Raw genomic sequence first — 19856 nt, forward strand, 5'->3', positions numbered from 1 at the left:
GGAGGGCGGCCCGGGGCCCGCCCTCCCCCTTTCGGGTCCACTTCCCCTCCGGCCACGGCGTGTCGCCACGACCGGCGACACACTGGGACTCCCCGCGCCACCGAGGAGCCCCCCACGCATGAACACGCCACCCCCACAAGCCGCCCCCTCCCACGACACCGACACCCCCCGCGACCTCGTCGGCATCGGCATCGGCCCCTGCAACCTCTCCCTCGCCGCCCTCGCCCACCCCCTCACCGACCTCGACACCGCCTTCTACGAACAACGCCCCGCCTTCACCTGGCACCCCGGCCTCCTCCTCGACGGCACCCGCGTCCAAGTCCCCTTCCTCGCCGACCTCGTCACCCTCGCCGACCCCACCAACACCTGGTCCTTCCTCAACTACCTCAAAGCGCAGGACCGCCTCTTCCCCTTCTACTTCGCCGAACGCCTCCACACCGAACGCGCCGAATACGACGCCTACTGCCGCTGGGTCGCCGACCACCTCCCCACACTCCACTTCCGCCACCACGTCGACGCCGTCCACTGGAACCCCGAACACCAACTCTTCGACATCGACTACGTCCGACTCGACACCGACGGACAAGCCCGAACCCCCGGCCGCACCCGCACCCGCAACGTCGTCCTCGGCATCGGCACCGAACCCCACATCCCCGACCCCCTGCGCCCCCTCGCCGACACCCCCGGCACAGCCGTCGTCCACACCGCCGACTACCTCCACCACCGCCCCGCACTCCTCACCGCCGGCCACGTCACCGTCGTCGGCTCAGGACAATCCGGAGCCGAAGTCTTCCTCGACCTCCTGCGCCACCGCCCCACCGGCCACGAACGCCTCCACTGGATCGGCCGCACCCCGGCGTTCGCCCCCATGGAGTACTCCAAACTCGGCCTCGAACACTTCACCCCCGACCACACCCGCTACTTCCACGCCCTCCCCGAAACCACCCGCGACCGCCTCGTCGCCGCACAATGGCAACTCCATAAAGGCATCGACGCCGACACCCTCGCCGCCATCCACGACGAGCTCTACCGCCGCACCCTCCACGGCGGCTGGCCCGACGCCGTCCTCACCCCCGGCGTCCGCGTCCGCACCGCCGGACGCATCGCCACCACCAAAATCGAACTCCACCTCGAACACATCCAGCAGAACACCCGCAGCCGCCTCACCACAGACGCCGTCGTCCTCGCCACCGGCCACCGCGAACGCCCCCTCGACACCCTCCTCGCCGGCCTCGACCCCTACCTCCGCCGCGACAACGCCCACCGCCCCCGCATCGACGCCGACTTCCGCCTGATCCTCGACCCCGCCATCACCACCACCGGCTGCCACATCTACGTACAGAACGGCGAACGCCACACCCACGGCGTCGGCGCACCCGACCTCGGCCTCGCCGCCTGGCGCAGCGCCTCCATCCTCAACACCCTCACCGGCAAGGAGCACTACCCCCTCCCGCACCGAACCGCCTTCACCACCTTCGGCCTCGAACAACACCGGCCCCAGATCCCGCCCACCCGCCGCCCCGCAGAGCTCATCCCCCTGGCGGACGGGATCTGACACCACCTACCGACAACCACCTACCGACGAAACACCCGGCCTAGAACACCGGCGTCCCGTTCCGCGTCAGCTTCCAGTCCACCGACGCGAACTCCGCCGGGTCGATCGACCCCTTCGCCTTCACCCACGCGATCATCGTGTTGCGGATCTCGTCCGAGTTCGACCACACCATCTTCGCCGCCGCCACATGCGGGAAGTTGCCACCACCGTTCGCCCGGTAGTTGTTCACCGCGAACACGAACTGAGCGTCATCAGCCAGCGGCGCACCCCCGAACCGCACGTTCGACACCCGCGACCCCGCAGCCTTCGCGATGTCGATCTCATACGTCAGACCACTGACCACGTCGTAGTTGTAGTCCGGAGTGCCGTTCGCGTTCGTCAGCTTCGCCGGATCAACCACCGCGTCTGCCGCCGTCTGCACGTAGTAGTTCGCCGAGTACTCCAGATACGCCTTCATCTGCGCACCCGTCATCAGACGCGCCTCCAGCGTGTTCTCGAACACGTACAGACCCGCCACATCCCGGATCGTCACCTGACCCGCCGGGATCACCGCCGTGCGCGAGAACGCCGCCGCCTGCGACAACACCGGCAGCGCCGCGTACTGCGTACCCGCCAGCGCCTGCTTCACCGTGTCGGCCTGGATGTGGTTGATCAGGTCGATGATCGGCACGTCCTTGTACGGCGCCTCCACCGACCGCATCTCCGCCGCGTTCGACCCGATGACCTGGTTGACGTACGCCACGACCTTCTTGTGCTCGTCACCGAGCAGCCGCACGATCTTCTCGTCCTCCTCCACCGTGTTGGAGTTCAGGACCTGCGCGCCCACCTTCTCGACCGTCCAGCCGCCGTCGGCCCGCACCAGCTCGAAGTCGAACAGCGTCAGCCGCTGCCCCCACTTCAACGGCTCCGACAGCACCACCCGCTTGCCGGTCGCCTTGTTCGTGACGAAGTACTCGGGAATCTCCGTGTGCGCGTGACCCACCAGGATCGCGTCGATCCCCGGCACCTGCTCCGCCACCAGCGCCGCCGCGTTCTCGATGTACGGCAGCTGATCACCGTAGGACGACGTCCCCGACGAACCGCTGTGCGCCGACACGATGACCACGTCCGCACCCATCGACCGCAGCTTCGGCACCCACTTCGCCGCCTGCTCCTCCAGACCCGGGAACGTCATCTTCCCCTGCACGTTCGCCTTGTCCCAGATCGCGATCCCCGGGTTGGTCAGCCCCAGCACCGCCACCTTCACGTCCGGACCGTGCGGGTTGCGCAGCCGGTGCATGCTGTACGGCGCGAACGCCGGGAGCAGCGTCTTCGCGTCCAGCGCGTTCGCACCCAGCAGCGGGAAATCACACTGCTTCTCGAACTTGCGCAGCACCGGAATGCCGTAGTTGAACTCGTGGTTGCCGAGCGCCGCCGCGTCGTAGCCGATCGCGTTCATCGCCTGCGCCATCGGATGCACCGGACCGCCCTTGGCGGTGATCGGGTCGACCTTCGCGTAGTAGTACGACAGCTGCGTGCCCTGGATGGTGTCGCCCGCGTCGATCAGCAGCGTGTTCCCACGGCCCTTCTCCTCACGGATCCGGTTCACCAGCGTGGAGATCTTCGCCAGACCGACGTCGTTGTGCGCCTTGTCGTCGAACTCCTGGTCCGTGAAGTAGTCCCAGTTGAAGACGTTGCCGTGCAGGTCCGTCGTCCCCATCACGGTGAACGCGTACCTCTTGGCGGGCTTCGCCGGCTTCGCCGGCTTCGCGGGCTTCGTCCCCTCCGCCGCCTGGGCCGCCGGAGCCGCGGCAGCCCCCCCGATCGCCACCCCCGCGCCCGTCACGGCGGACCTCTTCAAGAACTTCCGGCGGTTGAACGGCATGTGTTGCTCTCCTCGAAGGACGATCCCGAGCGCCTGCCGGCCAAACCGGCAACGCGCGTAGATTCTGACCTGCCCATGGCGAACCGGAACAGACCCCGGAGGTTGCGATCTGGTGATCCCGGTCACTCCACCCCGCCCCACGACCGCACCCGAACGCCCACCGGACGCCCACACGGCCCACCCCTCCACCCCGGCGCATTCACCCAAGATCCGCCACCGCGAAGACCTCCCCACAGCCCCCAATTCACCCTTTCGGGGAATTCCAAGAACGCGAAAACATGCTCATCAGAGCGGCCACCCGCACAATTCCACGCCCGTCAACCACCCTTCACCCAAAGGACGTTGACCAGCCACCTGCCGCCAAAGCCTTACCCGGCGGTAAGACATAGGCTCACCACATGCGCCGAGCAAAAATCGTCTGCACCCTGGGCCCCGCCAGCGACTCCTACGACCGCCTCAAAGCCCTCGTAGAAGCCGGAATGGACGTCGCCCGATTCAACCTCAGCCACGGCGAACACGCCGAACACGAGGAGCGCTACCGGCGCGTCCGCAAGGCCGCCGACGAGACCGGCCACAGCGTCGGCCTCCTCGCCGACCTCCAGGGCCCCAAGATCCGCCTCGGCCGCTTCACCGAAGGCCCCGTCCTCCTCGAACGCGACGACACCTTCACCATCACCGTCGAAGAAGGCATCGAAGGCGACCGCCACACCTGCGGCACCACCTACGCCGGCCTCGCCACCGACGTCACCCCCGGCGAACGCATCCTCGTCGACGACGGCAAAGTCACCCTCGAAGTCACCGACGTCGACGGCCCCCGCGTCCACACCCGCGTCCTCGACGGCGGCGTCATCTCCGACCACAAAGGCCTCAACCTCCCCGGCGTCGCCGTCTCCGTCCCCGCCCTCTCCAAAAAAGACGAGGACGACCTGCGTTGGGCTCTGCGCACCGGCTTCGACGTCATCGCCCTGTCCTTCGTCCGCACCGGCAACGACATCACCGACGTCCACCGCATCATGGACGAGGAAGGCCGCCGCCTCCCCGTCATCGCCAAGATCGAGAAACCCCAGGCCGTCGAGAACATCGACGACATCGTCGCCGCCTTCGACGGCATCATGGTCGCCCGCGGCGACCTCGGCGTCGAGATGCCACTGGAACAGGTCCCCATCGTCCAGAAACGCGCGATCAAACTCGCCAAGCGCAACGCCAAGCCGGTGATCGTCGCCACCCAGATGCTCGACTCCATGATCGACAACTCCCGCCCCACCCGCGCCGAAGCCTCCGACGTCGCCAACGCCGTCATCGACGGCACCGACGCGGTGATGCTCTCCGGCGAGACCAGCGTCGGCAAACACCCCGTCCAGACCGTCCGCACCATGGCCAAGATCGTCACCGCGGCCGAGGAGGACATCCTCGCCAAAGGGCTCCCGCCCCTCACCGAGAACAGCAAACCCCGCACCCAGGGCGGCGCGGTCGCCCGCGCGGCCGCCGAGATCGGTGACTTCCTCGACGCCAAGTTCCTCGTCGCCTTCACCCAGTCCGGCGACACCGCCCGCCGCCTCTCCCGCTACCGCTCACCCATCCCGCTCCTCGCCTTCACCCCCGAACCGGCGACCCGCTCCCAGCTCAGCGCGACCTGGGGCGTGGAGACGTTCCTGGGCCCACAGGCCGGCTCTACTGACGCGATGGTCGACCAGGTGGACGAGATGCTGTTGCGGTACGGCCGCTGCCGCAAGGGTGACATCGTCGTGATCACGGCCGGCTCCCCGCCGGGAGTCTCCGGCTCGACGAACCTGGTACGTGTGCACCACGTCGGCGAGGACGACAGCCCCCGGTAGATCAGTGCTTGGGTCCCACGTGGGCGTCGAGCAGGGCGACGGAGGCTTTGCGGGCGACGGAGATGTTGAACGGGTTTCCGTTGCGGGTGCACTGAGTCCACTCGACGCCCAGTTTGTCGAGGGTGTCGGTGTAGAGACGGCGGATGTCGTCGGACACGTTGGTGAAGAAGTACCGGGGATATTCGTAGCGCTTGCGCACGCCGGCGACCGTGCGGGTCGTCCAGTTGGTGAGCCGACACCCGTCGGAGTGGATGAGGCCCCGGACGAAGTCCCAGGGGTGGGCGTCGACGATGGCCTGCTGCCAGGGTTCGAGGACGATCGGGCGTTCGTGCTTCCTGCCGGGGCCGTGCTGTGGGAAGAGGCACCACAGGTGCTTGGAGTACACCTTCACTTCCCGGCAGCCTTTTCGGCGCACCCTGCACACCGAGTTTCCGGGGAGCACCTGCCGCATGGCCCTTTCGCACTCGTCCATGAGCCCAGGGTGTGAATCCGCGCAGGCGATGGACAGGCTTGGCGTTCGCATGGCGCGGTTCTGGATGATGTGGCCGTCGCCGAGATAGAGGCCGAGGAGGTAGGAGTAGGCGGGCAGGTTCAGCTCGCCGTCACATCGCGGGCAGGGCGGAGCCGTTCGACCGGGACACTCGCCGCGTTTCGCGCGGTCCATGTGCTTCCAATAACTGATCGTCCCGATCGGGACATTGAGTCGACGAGCCACTTCAGCGTTCGGCTCGCCGTCACGCAGCTGGGCCAGAGCCCTTTGTCGAACCTCGGTGCCATGAAAGTGCATACGAACACTCTGCGTGACCGATCGCGACTGAGGGTACGAAAAAGCGGAGGTTCACGAGAATGTGAACCTCCGCTTGAGAGTGCCGGGTGCGGGACTCGAACCCGCAAGCCCTCTCGGGCAGATGTGTTTGAGACATCCGTGTATGCCATTCCACCAACCCGGCAGGACTGGCTGCTCGGAAGCATACCGGGTCACGGTACTTGCCCGCCTCTAGGTAGGCTGCACTAGCAGCTGTACCTGCCCGGCCCGCACCAAGGAGCCCCCCGTGACCGCCCCCGAGTCGCCCCAGCCCGTAGACGCGCCCGACGACGACAAGTCGCACGTGCCTCCGCTGACGACCCGTGTCGTCATCGCCGAGGACGAGGCCCTGATCCGGCTCGATCTCAAAGAGATGCTGGAGGAAGAGGGCTACAGCGTCGTCGGTGAGGCCGGTGACGGTGAGCAGGCGATCGAGCTGGCCCGTGAGCACCAGCCGGACCTGGTGATCCTGGACGTGAAGATGCCGAAGCTGGACGGCATCTCCGCGGCGGAGAAGATCGCGGAGGAGCGGATCGCGCCGGTGCTGATGCTGACGGCGTTCTCGCAGCGCGACCTGGTGGAGCGGGCGCGGGACGCGGGTGCGATGGCGTATCTGGTGAAGCCGTTCAGCAAGAGCGACGTCGTGCCGGCGATCGAGATGGCGGTGTCGCGGTTCACGGAGTTGAAGGAGCTGGAGAAGGAGATCGCGGATCTCACCCAGCGGCTGGAGACGCGGAAGCTGGTGGACCGTGCGAAGTCGATCCTGCAGACGGAGTACGGGCTGACGGAGCCGGCGGCGTTCCGGTGGATCCAGAAGACGTCGATGGATCGGCGGATGTCGATGCAGCAGGTGGCGGAGGCGGTCATCGAGGACGCGGAGGAGAAGAAGGCGTCCAAGGGCTGAATCGGCCGGCATTGCGGCGAGGCCCGCACCCCGAGCTGGGGGTGCGGGCCTCGCGTGTGTGCGGGGGAGCGCCGGGTCAGTCCTCGCCGAGGTAGGCCTTGCGGACGGACTCGTCGTGCAGGAGGTCCTGGCCGCTGCCGGAGAGGACGATCTTGCCGACTTCCATGACGTGGCCGTGGTCCGCCAGGGAGAGGGCGGCCTGGGCGTTCTGCTCGATGAGCAGGATCGTCATGCCCTGGGACTTCAGCTCGGCGATGGTCGCCATGATCTTCTGCATCATGATGGGGGAGAGGCCCATCGACGGTTCGTCGAGCATGAGGAGTTTGGGCTGGGACATGAGTGCGCGGCCCATGGCGAGCATCTGCTGTTCGCCGCCGGAGAGGGTGCCCGCGGCCTGCTTCCTGCGTTCGCCCAGGATGGGGAAGAGGTCGTAGGCGCGCTGGATGTCCTTCTCGATGCCGGGTTTGTCGTTGCGGAGGAAGGCGCCGAGGCGGAGGTTGTCCTCGATCGTCATGCGGGGGAAGATGTGCCGTCCCTCGGGGGAGTGGGCGAGTCCCAGGCTGACGATGTTGTGGGCGGGGATCTTCTTCAGCGACTTGCCGTTGAACTTGATCTGGCCGCCGACGGGCTTGAGCAGGCCGGAGAGGGTGCGCAGGGTGGTGGTCTTGCCGGCGCCGTTGGTGCCGATGAGGGTGACGACCTCGCCGGCGTCGACCTTGAAGGAGATGCCCTTGACGGCTTCGATCTTGCCGTAGGCGACTCGGAGGTCTTCGACTTCGAGCAGTGCGGTCATCGGTCGTTCTCCTTGCCGGGCGCGGCGTCCGTCGTTGCGTCGGCGTCGGCGTCGGCGGTGGCTTCGGCGTGGGCTTCGGCGGCTTCGACCTCGGCGACTTCTTCTGCGCCGGGGGCGTTTTCGAAGGGTTCGCCGAGGTAGGCGGCGATGACGCGTTCGTCGCCCTGGACGGTGGTGCTGTCGCCTTCGATGAGTTTCTGTCCTTGGACGAGGACGGCGACGCGGTCGCAGAGGTTGAAGATGAACCGCATGTCGTGCTCGATGACGAGGACGGCGATGCCCTTGTCGCGGATGGCGAAGACGAGTTCCTCGGTGGTTCGTGTCTCCTGGGGGTTCATGCCGGCGGTGGGCTCGTCGAGGAGCAGGAGGCCGGGTTCGCTGGCGAGGGCGCGGGCGATTTCGAGCTTGCGCTGTTCGCCGTAGGGGAGGTTGCGGGCGAGGTGGTCGGCCTTGGCGTCGAGGCCGACGAACTCGAGGAGTTCCATGGCGCGTTCGCGGGAGGCGGCTTCGGCCTTGTGGAAGCCGGGGAGCCTGAGGACGGCTGACCAGAAGCCTTCTTTGGTGCGGGTGTGCCGGCCGACGAGGACGTTCTCGAGGACGGTCATGTTGGCGAAGAGGCGGATGTTCTGGAAGGTGCGGGCGATGCCTGCGGCGGTGACCTTGAAGGACTTGGGCGGCAGGACGGTGCCCTTGTAGCGGACTTCGCCTTCGGTGGGGACGTAGAGACCGGTGAGGCAGTTGAAGAAGGTGGTCTTTCCGGCGCCGTTGGGGCCGATCAGGCCGACGATCTCGCCGCTGTTGACGGTGAGGTTCACGTCGCTCACGGCGGTGAGGCCGCCGAAGCGCATGGTCACGCCGCGGGCGTCGAGGACGGTCTGCCCGGTCTGGGTGATGGTGTCGGTGGTCATGGTGGTCAGGCCCCTGCCTTCGTCAGGACGGTGGGCGCTTCCGCCTCCTCGTGGAACTCCAGCTGGCGGCGCCGGTTGGGGATGAGGCCTTCGGGCCGGAAGCGCATCAGCAGGATGAGGGCGACGCCGAAGGCGAAGAGCTGGTAGTCGCCGAGGAACTGGAGCTTGTTGGGGATGAGGTAGAGCAGGGCGGCGCCGATGAGGGGTCCGCTGATGGTGCCCATGCCGCCGAGGACGACTGCGGCGAGCAGGAAGGCGGAGTTGGGGGGGATGGCGCCGGCGAAGAGGTACTGCTCGGGGGTCACGGTGTAGGTGACGTGTGCCTGGACGGTGCCGGCGAGGCCGGCGAGGGAGGCGCCGACGGCGAAGGCGATGAGTTTGACGCGGAAGCCGTTGATGCCCATGGCGAGGGCGGCGGTCTCGTCCTCGCGGATGGCGACCCAGGCGCGGCCGATGCGGGAGTCGCCGCTGCGCCGGAAGACCAGCACCACGATGGCGGTGATGATCAGCATGAGGAAGAAGTAGTTGGCGAAGCGGCCGATGGCGAAGCCGGCGATGTCGTGCTGCTGGCTGAAGTCGAATCCGAGGATGTCGAGGTCGGGGATGGAGGAGACGCCGTTGGAGCCGTTGGTGACGTCGGGTCCGGAGGTGCCGTCGAGGTTGTTGGCGGTGATGCGGAAGATCTCACCGAAGCCGAGGGTCACGATGGCGAGGTAGTCGCCGCGCAGGCGCAGGGTGGGGGCGCCGATGAGGACGCCGAAGACGAGCGAGGCGAGGGCGCCGACGAGGACGGCGGCCCAGAAGGGGAAGTGGACGCCGAAGGGTGAGCTCTGCGATCCGGAGACGAGGGAGGCGGCGTAGGCGCCGACGCCGAGGAAGGCGACGTATCCGAGGTCGAGGAGGCCGGCGAGGCCGACGACGATGTTCAGGCCGAGGGCGACGGTGGCGAAGATGAGGATGTAGACGCCGATGGTGGCGTACTGGTCGTCGGTCTGGGTGAAGGGGAAGAGGGCGGCGGCGACGAACGCGCCGCAGATGGTGATGTTCTGGTGGCGTGCGGTGATCTGGGACGCCTGGGCGACGAGGCCGGACTTGGTGAGTGCGGCGAAGCCGAGGCCGGCGCTGATGAGGAAGCCGATGAAGAGTTCGTCGTACTCGGTGCCGATGCCGTAGGTGAAGACGACGAGGCCGAGGGCGAGGACGCCGACGATGATGAGGATCTCGGCGTAGGAGGGGAGCTTGCCGAGGGGCTTGGCGGTGCCGGACTTGAAGGCGGCCTTGACGTTGTCCCGCTGGTGGCGGGCGTTGTGCTTGAAGAGTTCCCAGCCGGTGTCGTCGGGGTCGATGAGTTCCGGCGCGGGGCGTTCGAAGGGGAGGGCGAGGGCGCCGGTGAGGGCGGCGAGGGTGGCGAGGGCGACGATGAAGCCGCCGGGTTCGAGGTTGACGAGGCCGCCGAGGTCGACGCTGATGGCGAGGACGGTGTACCAGGCGGTGGCGAAGGTGGCGAGGGCGCCGAGTTTGACGGCTGCGTCGGCTCCGGCGGGGGTGAGCCAGCCGAGGCCTTGCACGCCGTAGGAGGAGAGGCAGAGGAGGGTGGTGAGGGCGCCGGTGATGAGGACGAGGACCTGGAGGCCGCCGGGGTAGCCGTAGACGGTGAGGTCGCCGGGGAAGGCGCTGGTCCAGGTCCAGGCGAGGAAGGTGGAGATGACGGCGAGGACGCTGCCGCCGAGGGCGAGGGCTCGTCCGATGTTCTCGGGGAGGGGGACGAGGCCGGTTGCCGTGGCGGGGGTGGCCAGGGTCTGGGGTGCGGTGGTCTGTGTGGTCATCGGTGTCACGCCCTGTCCGCGACGCGCTCGCCGAGCAGGCCTTGTGGCCTGAACAGCAGTACGAGGATGAGGAGTACGAAGGCCCAGACGTCGGCCCAGGACTGGCTGCCGAACTTGTCCATGCCGGGGATGTCGGCGATGTAGGCGGTGGCGAGGGTTTCGGCGACGCCGAGGACGATGCCGCCGATCATGGCGCCGTAGATGTTGCCGATGCCGCCGAGGACGGCGGCGGTGAACGCCTTGAGGCCGAGGATGAAGCCCATGCGGAAGTCGATCTGGCCGTACTTGAGGCCGTAGGCGACGGCTCCGACGGCGGCGAACGCGGCGCCGAGGGCGAAGGCGAGGACGATGATCCGGTCGGTGTTGACGCCCATGAGCTTGGCGGTGTCCGGGTCCTGGGCGGTGGCCTGCATGCCGCGGCCGGTGCGCGTCTTCATGACGAAGTAGGCGAGGAAGGCCATGCTGATGGGGGCTGCGCAGAGCAGGAAGATGTCGCCGGTCTGGATGGTGACGTCGCCGAGTTCGAAGGGTCCGCCGGGGATTTCGGGGAAGGTGCGGGCGGACTTGGCGTCGGGGTACCAGGCCCACACTGCCTGCTGGAGGGCGAGGGAGAGGCCGATGGCGGTGATGAGCGGGGCGAGGCGGGGTGCGTTGCGCAGGGGGCGGTAGGCGAACCGTTCCGCTCCGACGGCGATGGTTACGGCGACGATGATCGCGCCGACGATCATGAGGGGCAGGGCGAGCCACATGGTGGTGCCGCCGGGGAGCCAGAGCCAGACCGTGAGGGCGCCGAAGGCGCCGGTCATGAAGATCTCGCCGTGGGCGAAGTTGATGAGCTGGACAATGCCATAGACCATTGTGTAGCCGATGGCGACAAGGCCGTACATGGATCCCAGTAGCAGGCCGTTGACCAGCTGCTGCGGCAGTTCGTTCACCGCATGTCCTCCGAGACGGTTCGGATAGTTCGACGGATGTGGCCGGATGTGAGTGCGCGCGGGGCGCCAGTGGAACAGCGCCCCGCGCGGCTCGTGGGTGGGTACGGGGTGGGCGTCAGCCGGTGAAGGTGCCGGACTTGACGGTCTTCCAGGCGCCGTTCTCGACGGCGTAGACGGTCAGCTGCTTGTTGGTGGCGTCGCCGTACTCGTCGAAGGAGACCTTGCCGGTCACACCGTCGAAGGAGACGTTCTGCATGGCGGCCATGACCTTGGCGCGGGCGTCGCTGGGGAGCTTGCCGCCGTTGTCGTCGACGACCTTCTTGACGGCTTCGATGACGGCCCAGGCGGAGTCGTAGGCGTAGCCGCCGTAGGCGGAGTACTCGTCCTTGTAGCCGGCGGACTTGTAGTCGGCGACGAACTGCTTGGCGGAGGGGAGGTCCTCGACGGGGGCGCCGACGGAGGTGGCGAGGTCGCCGGTGCCGCTGGCGCCGGCGAGCTTGATGAAGGTGTCGTCCTTGATGCCGTCGCCGCCGACGAGCGGGACCTTGGCGCCTGCGGCCTTGATCTGCTTGCTGAGGGGGCCGGCCTGCGGGTATTCGCCGCCGTAGTAGACGACGTCGGCGCCGGACTTCTTCACCTTGGTGGCGACGGCGGCGAAGTCCTTGGTGTCGGGGTTGATGTGCTCGGTGCCGACGACGGTGCCGCCGAGCTTCTTGAACTCGGTGGTGAAGGTGGAGGCGAGGCCGGCGCCGTAGGTCTTCTTGTCGTCAATGACGAAGACCTTGGTCTTCTTGGCGGTGGTGTAGACGTACTGCGCGGCGAACGGGCCCTGGATGGCGTCCGTGGTCGCGGTACGGAAGTAGGACTTGTACTGGCGGGTCTTGCTGTTCTGCCAGTTGGGGCCCTGGGTGAGGGAGGGGCCGGTGTTGGCGGGGGAGACCTCGACGAGGGAGGCGGCCTCGAAGACCTTCTGCATGGATTCGGCGACGCTGGAGTTGAGCGGGCCGACCACGCCGAGGACGCTCTTGTCGGCGACGAACTTGGTGGCGTTCTGCTGTCCGGCGGACGGCTGGGCCTGGTCGTCGAGGGAGTCGACCTTGAAGGTGATTCCCTTGACGTAGCCCTTCTTGTTGGCGGTCTTGGCGGCGAGGTCGGCGGAGTTCTTGATGCCGAGGCCCATGGCGGACAGGTCGCCGGTCAGGGGCGCGTCGACGCCGATGGTGACGGTGGTGCCGCCACTGCCCGAGTCGGTGCCCTTGTCGCCGTCGTCGCCGCGCGAGCCGCACGCGGTGAGGGTGAGTGCTCCCGCAGCCAGCGCGGCGGTGATGGCGATGAACGAACGTTGACGCACGATCCAGTCCTTTCCCTGGCACGGCCCTCCCCCCTGGAAGAGGCCGAGTCGAACGCTCGGTCGGGAAGGGGTTTTCCGACCGTGCGGTGACTGGGCGTGACTCTAAACGGGTGAAGGGAACGTGGAGGAGGGCCTGACCAAGGCTGTGACGCTCTTGTTATGACACGAGGTAATGCAGAGCGGTACTGAGGGGGTGGAAGAGAGGAATTCAGCCTGATTCGCCCTGTCCGCATAGTGAGAAATCGCAGGACGCGCACCGAGGGGTTCAGGCGTCTCGGGCGTTTTGGTGATTACCCGAAATCGTTGCTACAGGCGACTTGCAGGACATGGGAGAGGTCTCGCGCATAGCGGGGGCCCAGGATGTAGCTGTGGTCTTCCATTGCGCGCGCATTACGCAGAGTTACGTCGAGGAAAGGCAGCCCGGCGTCCTTGGGCACTTTCCCGCATTCGGTCACCCGCATGGTGATGACGATCTTGCGGGCGGAGCCCGGCGCGGTGCGGAAAGGCGTCCGCGGGGCGGAGGCCAGCGTGATTCCGGCGTACGGCTGGGACAGGCGGGTCGTGGTGACCGGCGGGCCGGAGGCCACGCTCAGCAGCACCTCGAAGGCGAAGGAATGGGAGCGGGCCGTCGGCTGGCCGGCGCGCAGGCCCACGTAGCGGATGTCCACCACCTGCGACGGGGACGGCGGTGGTGGCGTGGGAGGCGGTTCGGGTCCCTCGGGGCGGGTCGCGTAGAGGAGCCCCGCGCCGGCGAGGAGTGCCGCGGCCGCCGCGGCGGCGAGGACGGCCCGTCGGCGGCGGGCGTACAGGCGGGCCGCACGGCCCGGAGGGCGTGCGGGAAGCGCCGTTAGGGTCCCGTCCTCGGCCTCGCGCGCGCGGGTGCCCTCTCCGGGCTCCACGGGGCCTGTGCCGCTCAACTCCACGGCCCCTCGCCGGGTCCGCCCGAGCGGTACCACCGTACGCAGCCCGCACGGGCCTGACGGTCGATCAACTCGTCCGCCGCTCGGGCTCCTTGGCTCCTGCGGGCGGCCCGCGCGGCGTCCACGACCGCGCGCAGGATGTCGTACTGCCCGTTGGACAGCCCCATCGACTGGTAGTCCCCGTACGTGCCGCTGTCCAGCACCTCACGCGACCAGTGGGCGACGATCCGGGCGCACAGCGCCTCGGGAGGCGGCGTGGCGGCCGACGGCGTGCTCCCGGCCGCGGGGCCGCCCGAACCGCCGCAGCCGGCCGCCGACAGGCTCATCGTGAACGCCAGTGCGAGCAGACGCGCCGCCCTCGGCGAGAGGGGCCCTCCCGTTGCCATGTGCCGACGCTAGGCCGCCCGGCGGCGGCAGGCAACGGCTGCGGACGGGTGAGGCGTCAGCCCTTCGCCCCCGCCGGCACCCCGTCGCCCGGGTTCACGTCCCGCAGGAGGCAGGTCAGACGGGCCGTGCAGACGCGGCGGTCCGACTCGTCGGTGATCACGATCTCGTACGTCGCCGTCGAGCGGCCCCGGTGGACGGGCGTGGCCACGCCGGTGACCAGGCCGGAGCGCGCCCCGCGGTGGTGCGTGCAGTTGAGGTCGACGCCCACGGCGATCTTCGAGCTGCCGCCGTGCAGCATCGAGCCGACCGAGCCGAGGGTCTCGGCGAGGACCGCGGAGGCGCCGCCGTGCAGCAGACCGTACGGCTGGGTGTTGCCCTCGACCGGCATCGTGCCCACGACCCGCTCCGGCGACGCCTCCACGATCTGCACGCCCATGCGCGTGCCGAGGTGCCCGGCGGAGAACAGGGCCGTCAGATCGACGCCGAGCGCCGCGTACTCGTCGAGGACCTCCTGCGGGAACTTCACGTGCTGCTGCTCGCCCATCGCGGACCTGCTCCGTTCGTCGTGACCCGTACGGCAGAACGACTGCCCTACTGGCTGAGCAAACGCTCAGTCGGTCGTCGATTGTTCCAGACGGACCACGACGGACTTGCTGGCCGGTGTGTTGCTGGTGTCGGCGGTGGCGTCCAGCGGCACCAGGACGTTCGTCTCCGGGTAGTACGCCGCCGCACACCCGCGCGACGTCGGATACACCACGACCCGGAAACCGGGCGCCCGCCGCTCCGAGCCGTCCCGCCACTCGCTCACCAGGTCGACGTGACTGCCGTCGGCCACGCCCAGCTCCCGCGCGTCCTCGGCGTTGACGAGGACCACCCGGCGTCCGCCTCGGATGCCCCGGTAGCGGTCGTCCAGGCCGTAGATCGTGGTGTTGTACTGGTCGTGCGAGCGCAGCGTCTGCAGCAGCAGCCGGCCCTCGGGCACCCTCGGGTACTCCACCGGCGCGGCCGTGAAGTTGGCCTTGCCGGTGACCGTGGGGAAGCGGCGCTCGTCGCGCGGGGCGTGCGGGAGGGCGAAGCCGCCGGGACGCGCCACGCGCGCGTTGAAGTCCTCGAAGCCGGGGACCACGCGCGCGATGCGGTCACGGATCGTCGCGTAGTCCCTCTCGAACTCCTCCCACGGCACCCGGCTGTCCTCGCCGAGCACCCTGCGTGCGAGACGGCACACGATCGCCGGCTCCGACAGCAGACGCGCGCTCGCCGGCTCCAGGCGGCCCCGGGAGGCGTGCACCATGCCCATGGAGTCCTCCACGGTCACGAACTGCTCGCCGCCGTCCTGCACATCGCGCTCGGTCCGGCCCAGGGTGGGCAGGATGAGCGCCCGCGCACCCGTGACCACGTGCGAGCGGTTGAGCTTCGTCGACACGTGCACGGTCAGCCGCGCACGCCGCATGGCCGCCTCGGTGACCTCCGTGTCGGGGGAGGCGGCGACGAAGTTCCCGCCCATCGCGAAGAACACCTTCGCCTCGCCGTCGCGCAGCGCGCGGATCGCCCGCACCACGTCGAAGCCGTGCGCGCGCGGCGGCGCGAAGCCGAACTCCTTCTCCAGGGCGTCCAGGAACGCCGGCGCCGGACGTTCGAAGATGCCCATGGTGCGGTCGCCCTGCACGTTCGAGTGGCCGCGCACCGGGCACACGCCCGCGCCCGGGCGGCCGATGTTGCCGCGCAGCAGCAGGAAGTTGACCACCTCGCGGATCGTGGGCACGGAGTGCTTGTGCTGGGTCAGGCCCATCGCCCAGCACACGATGGTGCGCTTGGAGGCGAGGACCATCCGCAGGGCGCTCTCGATCTCCGCGCGCGTGAGTCCCGTCGCGGCGAGCGTCTCGTCCCAGTCGGCGGCGCGGGCGGCCTCGGCGAACTCCTCGAAGCCGTGGGTGTGCTCCCGGACGAACGCGTCGTCCACAGCGCCTTCCGCTTCCAGGATCAGCTTGTTGAGCAGGCGGAAGAGGGCCTGGTCGCCGCCGATGCGGATCTGCAGGAACAGGTCGTTGAGGGCGGCGCCGGCGGTGAGGCCCTTGGCGGTCTGCGGGTTCTTGAAGCGCTCCATGCCCGCCTCGGGCAGCGGATTGACGCTGATGATCTTCGCGCCGTTCGCCTTCGCCCGCTCCAGCGCGGAGAGCATGCGCGGATGGTTGGTGCCCGGGTTCTGGCCGGCGACGATGATCAGGTCCGCCCGGTGGAGGTCCTCCAGCAGGACGCTGCCCTTGCCGACGCCGATCGTCTCCGACAGGGCCGAGCCCGACGACTCGTGGCACATGTTGGAGCAGTCCGGCAGGTTGTTCGTGCCCAGCTCGCGCGCGAACAGCTGGTACAGGAACGCGGCCTCGTTGCTGGTGCGGCCGGAGGTGTAGAAGACGGCCTCGTCGGGGGAGGCGAGGGCGGACATCTCCTCCGCGACGATGTCGAAGGCGCGCTCCCAGCTGACCGGCTCGTAGTGCTCGCCGCCCTCCGGCAGGTACATGGGGTGCGTCAGCCGCCCCTGCTGGCCGAGCCAGTAGCCGCTGCGGGTGCCCAGGTCGGCCACCGGGTGCGCGGCGAAGAACTCCGGCGTGACCCGCCGCAGCGTCGCCTCCTCGGCCACCGCCTTCGCGCCGTTCTCGCAGAACTCCGCGGCGTGCCGGTGCTCCGGCTCGGGCCAGGCGCAGCCCGGGCAGTCGAAGCCGTCCTTCTGGTTGACGCGCAGCAGCGTCAGCGCGGTGCGCCGCACGCCCATCTGGCGTTGGGCGATCCGCAGCGAGTGCCCGACCGCCGGCAGGCCCGCCGCAGCGTGCTTCGGCTCGGCGACCTGCGGCGCGTCCTGAACCGGATCGGCCTTGGGCGGCTTCGTGGCCATCGCGCGCTCCCCTTCGCTGGCACGGGTCTCTTCCGACAGCGATCCTCGCACGCCGCACTGACAGCGAGAGGACGGTGGGGGAGGAGGGCGGGGCCGGGTGTCAGTGGGGCGTGGCAGGATCGGGGGCGTGGCAGAGACAGCAGCGAAGAAGACCCAGACCAACACCGGCGGCGACCGGCCCCGCCTGATGCTCATGGACGGGCACTCGCTGGCCTACCGCGCGTTCTTCGCGCTGCCCGCGGAGAACTTCACCACCGCGACGGGCCAGCCGACGAACGCGATCTACGGCTTCGCGTCGATGCTGGCGAACACCCTGCGTGACGAGGCGCCCACGCACTTCGCGGTCGCCTTCGACGTGTCCCGCAAGACATGGCGCTCCGAGGAGTTCACCGAGTACAAGGCGAACCGCTCCAAGACCCCCGACGAGTTCAAGGGCCAGGTCGAGCTGATCGGCGAGCTGCTCGACGCGATGCACGTCTCGCGGTTCGCGATCGACGGCTTCGAGGCCGACGACGTCATCGCCACGCTCGCCACCCGCGCCGAGGCCGACGGCTTCGAGGTGCTCATCGTCACCGGCGACCGCGACTCCTTCCAGCTGGTCAGCGAGCACACCACGGTGCTCTACCCCACGAAGGGCGTCTCGGAGCTGACGAGGTTCACCCCGGAGAAGGTCGTCGAGAAGTACGGGTTGACGCCCGCGCAGTACCCGGACTTCGCGGCCCTGCGCGGCGACCCGTCCGACAACCTGCCCGGCATCCCCGGGGTCGGCGAGAAGACCGCCGCGAAGTGGATCAACCAGTTCGGTTCGTTCGCCGAGCTGGTCGAGCGCGTCGACGAGGTCAAGGGCAAGGCCGGGCAGAACCTCCGCGACCACCTGGAGTCCGTCAAGCTCAACCGCCGCCTCACCGAGCTGGAGCGGAACGTGGAGCTGCCCAAGGAGGTCGCCGACCTCGAGCGCGCCCCGTACGACCGTACGGCCGTCGCGCTGGTCCTGGACACCCTGGAGATCCGCAACCCCTCGCTGCGCGAGCGGCTCCTCGCCGTCGACCCCGGCGGCCAGGAGGCCGAGGTGAGTCCGGTCGTCGCCGCCGGGGTCGACCTGGACGGCACCGTCCTCGGCACCGGCGAGCTCACCGGCTGGCTCGCCGAGCACGGCGACGGCCCGCTGGGCGTCGCCACCGTCGACACGTGGGCGCTGGGCACCGGCTCGGTCGCCGAGGTCGCCCTCGCCGCGGCCGGCGGACCCGCGGCCTGGTTCGACCCGTCCGAGCTGGATGAGGCCGACGACCGCGCGTGGGCGGATTGGCTGGCCGCCGAGGACCGCCCCAAGGTGCTGCACGACGCCAAGGGCGCCATGCGGGTCTTCGCCGAGCACGGCTGGAGCGTCGCCGGCGTCTCCATGGACACCGCCCTGGCCGCCTACCTCGTCAAGCCGGGCCGCCGCTCCTTCGACCTGGACGCGCTGTCCCTGGAGTACCTGCACCGGGAGCTGGCTCCCGCCGCCACCGCCGACGGGCAGCTCGCCTTCGGCGCGGACGACGGCGCCGAGGCGGAGGCGCTGATGGTGCAGGCCCGCGCGATCCTCGACCTCGGGGAGGCGTTCCGGGGCCGGCTGGAGGAGGTCGGCGCCGCAGAACTGCTGCGCGACATGGAGCTGCCCACGTCCGTCCTCCTCGCCCGGATGGAGCGGCACGGCATCGCCGCCGACCGGTCCCACCTGGAGGCCATGGAGCAGATGTTCGCCGGCGCCGTCCAGCAGGCGGTGAAGGAGGCGCACGCGGCGGCGGGGCACGAGTTCAACCTGGGCTCGCCCAAGCAGCTCCAGGAAGTCCTCTTCGGCGAGCTGGCCCTGCCCAAGACGAAGAAGACGAAGACCGGCTACACCACGGACGCGGACGCGCTGGCCTGGCTGGCCACGCAGACCGACAACGAACTGCCGGTCATCATGCTCCGCCACCGAGAGCAGGCGAAGCTCCGCGTCACCGTCGAGGGCCTGATCAAGACGATCGCCGCCGACGGCCGCATCCACACCACCTTCAACCAGACCGTCGCCGCGACCGGCCGTCTGTCGTCGACCGACCCCAACCTGCAGAACATCCCAGTCCGCACCGACGAGGGCCGGGCGATCCGCCGCGGCTTCGTCGTCGGCGAGGGCTTCGAGTCCCTCATGACGGCCGACTACAGCCAGATCGAACTGCGCGTGATGGCCCACCTCTCCGAGGACGAGGGCCTGATCGAGGCGTTCACCTCGGGCGAGGACCTCCACACCACGGCGGCCTCCCAGGTCTTCGGCGTCGAGCAGTCTGCGGTGGACGCGGAGATGCGCCGCAAGATCAAGGCGATGTCGTACGGGCTCGCGTACGGGCTGTCGGCGTTCGGGCTGTCCCAGCAGCTCAACATCGAGGCGGCGGAGGCCCGCGCCCTGATGGACGCCTACTTCGAGCGCTTCGGCGGGGTGCGGGACTATCTGCGCCGGGCGGTCGACGAGGCGCGGGCCACCGGCTACACGGCGACCCTCTTCGGCCGCCGCCGCTACCTCCCCGACCTCAACAGCGACAACCGCCAGCGACGCGAGGCGGCCGAGCGGATGGCGCTCAACGCCCCCATCCAGGGCACCGCCGCGGACATCGTCAAGATCGCCATGCTGAAGGTGGACGGCGCGCTGCGTCAGGCCGGCCTGACGTCCCGGATGCTGCTCCAGGTCCACGACGAAATCGTCCTGGAGATCGCACCCGGCGAGCGCGCGGCGGTGGAGGAACTGGTCCGCCGCGAGATGTCCACGGCGGTCCGCCTCCGGGCCCCCTTGGACGTCTCGGTGGGATCGGGCCACGACTGGGAGTCGGCAGCCCACTGACCACCGGTACGCGGTGCTCGTTGCGGGGT

At 69.0% G+C, this 19856-nt stretch carries 15 protein-coding genes and 1 tRNA gene; 4 read left to right on the top strand and 12 right to left on the bottom strand.

Translation table 11 applies throughout. From position 1 onward, the window contains the following. Nucleotides 1–118: 118 nt before the first annotated feature. Nucleotides 119–1555 (top strand): lysine N(6)-hydroxylase/L-ornithine N(5)-oxygenase family protein, encoded by a 1437-nt coding sequence (locus EV567_RS04710; protein WP_130437289.1) that lies wholly within the window; start codon nucleotides 119–121, stop codon nucleotides 1553–1555. Between the two features lie 40 nt (nucleotides 1556–1595). Here EV567_RS04710 and EV567_RS04715 read toward each other — a convergent pair whose 3' ends face one another. Then, nucleotides 1596–3419, bottom strand: a complete 1824-nt coding sequence (locus tag EV567_RS04715; protein ID WP_130437290.1) for a bifunctional UDP-sugar hydrolase/5'-nucleotidase — start codon at nucleotides 3417–3419, stop codon at nucleotides 1596–1598. Between the two features lie 398 nt (nucleotides 3420–3817). Here EV567_RS04715 and pyk point away from each other — a divergent pair, with 398 nt between their 5' ends. After that, entirely contained in the window at nucleotides 3818–5254 is a 1437-nt protein-coding gene (pyk, locus tag EV567_RS04720; protein WP_130437291.1) for a pyruvate kinase, read from the top strand. A 1-nt stretch (nucleotide 5255) separates the two neighbouring features. Here pyk and EV567_RS04725 read toward each other — a convergent pair whose 3' ends face one another. Together EV567_RS04725 and EV567_RS04730 are read right to left on the bottom strand one after the other, a co-directional pair. Next, nucleotides 5256–6041, bottom strand: a complete 786-nt coding sequence (locus tag EV567_RS04725; RefSeq protein WP_130437292.1) for a helix-turn-helix domain-containing protein — start codon at nucleotides 6039–6041, stop codon at nucleotides 5256–5258. Between the two features lie 80 nt (nucleotides 6042–6121). After that, nucleotides 6122–6204 (bottom strand) — tRNA-Leu (locus EV567_RS04730). A gap of 102 nt (nucleotides 6205–6306) precedes the next feature. Here EV567_RS04730 and EV567_RS04735 point away from each other — a divergent pair. Further along, the gene (locus EV567_RS04735; protein ID WP_130437293.1) at nucleotides 6307–6963 is read left to right on the top strand and encodes an ANTAR domain-containing response regulator; all 657 of its coding nucleotides are present in this window, start codon (nucleotides 6307–6309) and stop codon (nucleotides 6961–6963) included. A gap of 76 nt (nucleotides 6964–7039) precedes the next feature. Here the strand turns inward: EV567_RS04735 and EV567_RS04740 are convergent, their stop codons facing one another. The 9 genes from EV567_RS04740 to EV567_RS04780 form a co-directional block, all read right to left on the bottom strand. Next, nucleotides 7040–7756, bottom strand: coding sequence for an ABC transporter ATP-binding protein (locus EV567_RS04740; RefSeq protein WP_130437294.1), 717 nt, complete (start codon nucleotides 7754–7756; stop codon nucleotides 7040–7042). Then, nucleotides 7753–8664: an ABC transporter ATP-binding protein gene (locus EV567_RS04745; protein WP_130437295.1), complete on the bottom strand. Its 912-nt coding sequence runs from the start codon at nucleotides 8662–8664 to the stop codon at nucleotides 7753–7755. Before EV567_RS04745 ends, EV567_RS04740 begins: the two co-directional genes overlap by 4 nt. A gap of 5 nt (nucleotides 8665–8669) precedes the next feature. Continuing rightward, entirely contained in the window at nucleotides 8670–10490 is a 1821-nt protein-coding gene (locus EV567_RS04750) for a branched-chain amino acid ABC transporter permease (RefSeq protein ID WP_130437296.1), read from the bottom strand. Nucleotides 10491–10495: 5 nt separating this feature from the next. Continuing rightward, the gene (locus EV567_RS04755) at nucleotides 10496–11425 is read right to left on the bottom strand and encodes a branched-chain amino acid ABC transporter permease (protein WP_130437297.1); all 930 of its coding nucleotides are present in this window, start codon (nucleotides 11423–11425) and stop codon (nucleotides 10496–10498) included. A 115-nt stretch (nucleotides 11426–11540) separates the two neighbouring features. Beyond that, nucleotides 11541–12776, bottom strand: coding sequence for a branched-chain amino acid ABC transporter substrate-binding protein (locus EV567_RS04760; protein WP_130437298.1), 1236 nt, complete (start codon nucleotides 12774–12776; stop codon nucleotides 11541–11543). A 290-nt stretch (nucleotides 12777–13066) separates the two neighbouring features. Beyond that, on the bottom strand, nucleotides 13067–13693 hold the full coding sequence (locus tag EV567_RS04765; RefSeq protein ID WP_130437299.1) for a Tat pathway signal sequence domain protein: 627 nt from the start codon (nucleotides 13691–13693) through the stop codon (nucleotides 13067–13069). Further along, nucleotides 13690–14082, bottom strand: coding sequence for a hypothetical protein (locus EV567_RS04770; RefSeq protein ID WP_407071562.1), 393 nt, complete (start codon nucleotides 14080–14082; stop codon nucleotides 13690–13692). The genes EV567_RS04765 and EV567_RS04770 overlap by 4 nt, the downstream gene beginning before the upstream one ends. Before the next feature lie 56 nt (nucleotides 14083–14138). After that, nucleotides 14139–14627: a PaaI family thioesterase gene (locus tag EV567_RS04775; RefSeq protein ID WP_130437300.1), complete on the bottom strand. Its 489-nt coding sequence runs from the start codon at nucleotides 14625–14627 to the stop codon at nucleotides 14139–14141. Nucleotides 14628–14693: 66 nt separating this feature from the next. Then, a complete protein-coding gene (locus EV567_RS04780; protein WP_130437301.1) occupies nucleotides 14694–16973 on the bottom strand; it encodes an FdhF/YdeP family oxidoreductase in 2280 nt (759 codons plus the stop codon). Nucleotides 16974–17100: 127 nt separating this feature from the next. On the opposite strand from EV567_RS04780, the gene polA reads away from it, so the two are divergent. Beyond that, nucleotides 17101–19827 carry a DNA polymerase I gene (gene polA, locus EV567_RS04785; protein ID WP_130437302.1) on the top strand — a complete coding sequence of 909 codons (2727 nt, stop codon included), beginning with the start codon at nucleotides 17101–17103 and terminating at the stop codon, nucleotides 19825–19827. The last annotated feature ends 29 nt before the right edge of the window (nucleotides 19828–19856 follow it).

It is taken from the genome of Streptomyces sp. BK239 (assembly GCF_004217285.1).
GTDB lineage: Bacteria > Actinomycetota > Actinomycetes > Streptomycetales > Streptomycetaceae > Streptomyces.

Bases quoted from the DNA above. Each gene is read 5' to 3' on its own strand.
- EV567_RS04710 (WP_130437289.1), top strand. From the start codon at position 119: ATGAACACGCCACCCCCACAAGCCGCCCCCTCCCACGACACCGACACC.
- EV567_RS04715 (WP_130437290.1), bottom strand. From the start codon at position 3,419: ATGCCGTTCAACCGCCGGAAGTTCTTGAAGAGGTCCGCCGTGACGGGC.
- pyk (WP_130437291.1), top strand. From the start codon at position 3,818: ATGCGCCGAGCAAAAATCGTCTGCACCCTGGGCCCCGCCAGCGACTCC.
- EV567_RS04725 (WP_130437292.1), bottom strand. From the start codon at position 6,041: ATGCACTTTCATGGCACCGAGGTTCGACAAAGGGCTCTGGCCCAGCTG.
- EV567_RS04740 (WP_130437294.1), bottom strand. From the start codon at position 7,756: ATGACCGCACTGCTCGAAGTCGAAGACCTCCGAGTCGCCTACGGCAAG.
- EV567_RS04745 (WP_130437295.1), bottom strand. From the start codon at position 8,664: ATGACCACCGACACCATCACCCAGACCGGGCAGACCGTCCTCGACGCC.
- EV567_RS04750 (WP_130437296.1), bottom strand. From the start codon at position 10,490: ATGACCACACAGACCACCGCACCCCAGACCCTGGCCACCCCCGCCACG.
- EV567_RS04770 (WP_407071562.1), bottom strand. From the start codon at position 14,082: ATGGCAACGGGAGGGCCCCTCTCGCCGAGGGCGGCGCGTCTGCTCGCA.
- EV567_RS04775 (WP_130437300.1), bottom strand. From the start codon at position 14,627: ATGGGCGAGCAGCAGCACGTGAAGTTCCCGCAGGAGGTCCTCGACGAG.
- EV567_RS04780 (WP_130437301.1), bottom strand. From the start codon at position 16,973: ATGGCCACGAAGCCGCCCAAGGCCGATCCGGTTCAGGACGCGCCGCAG.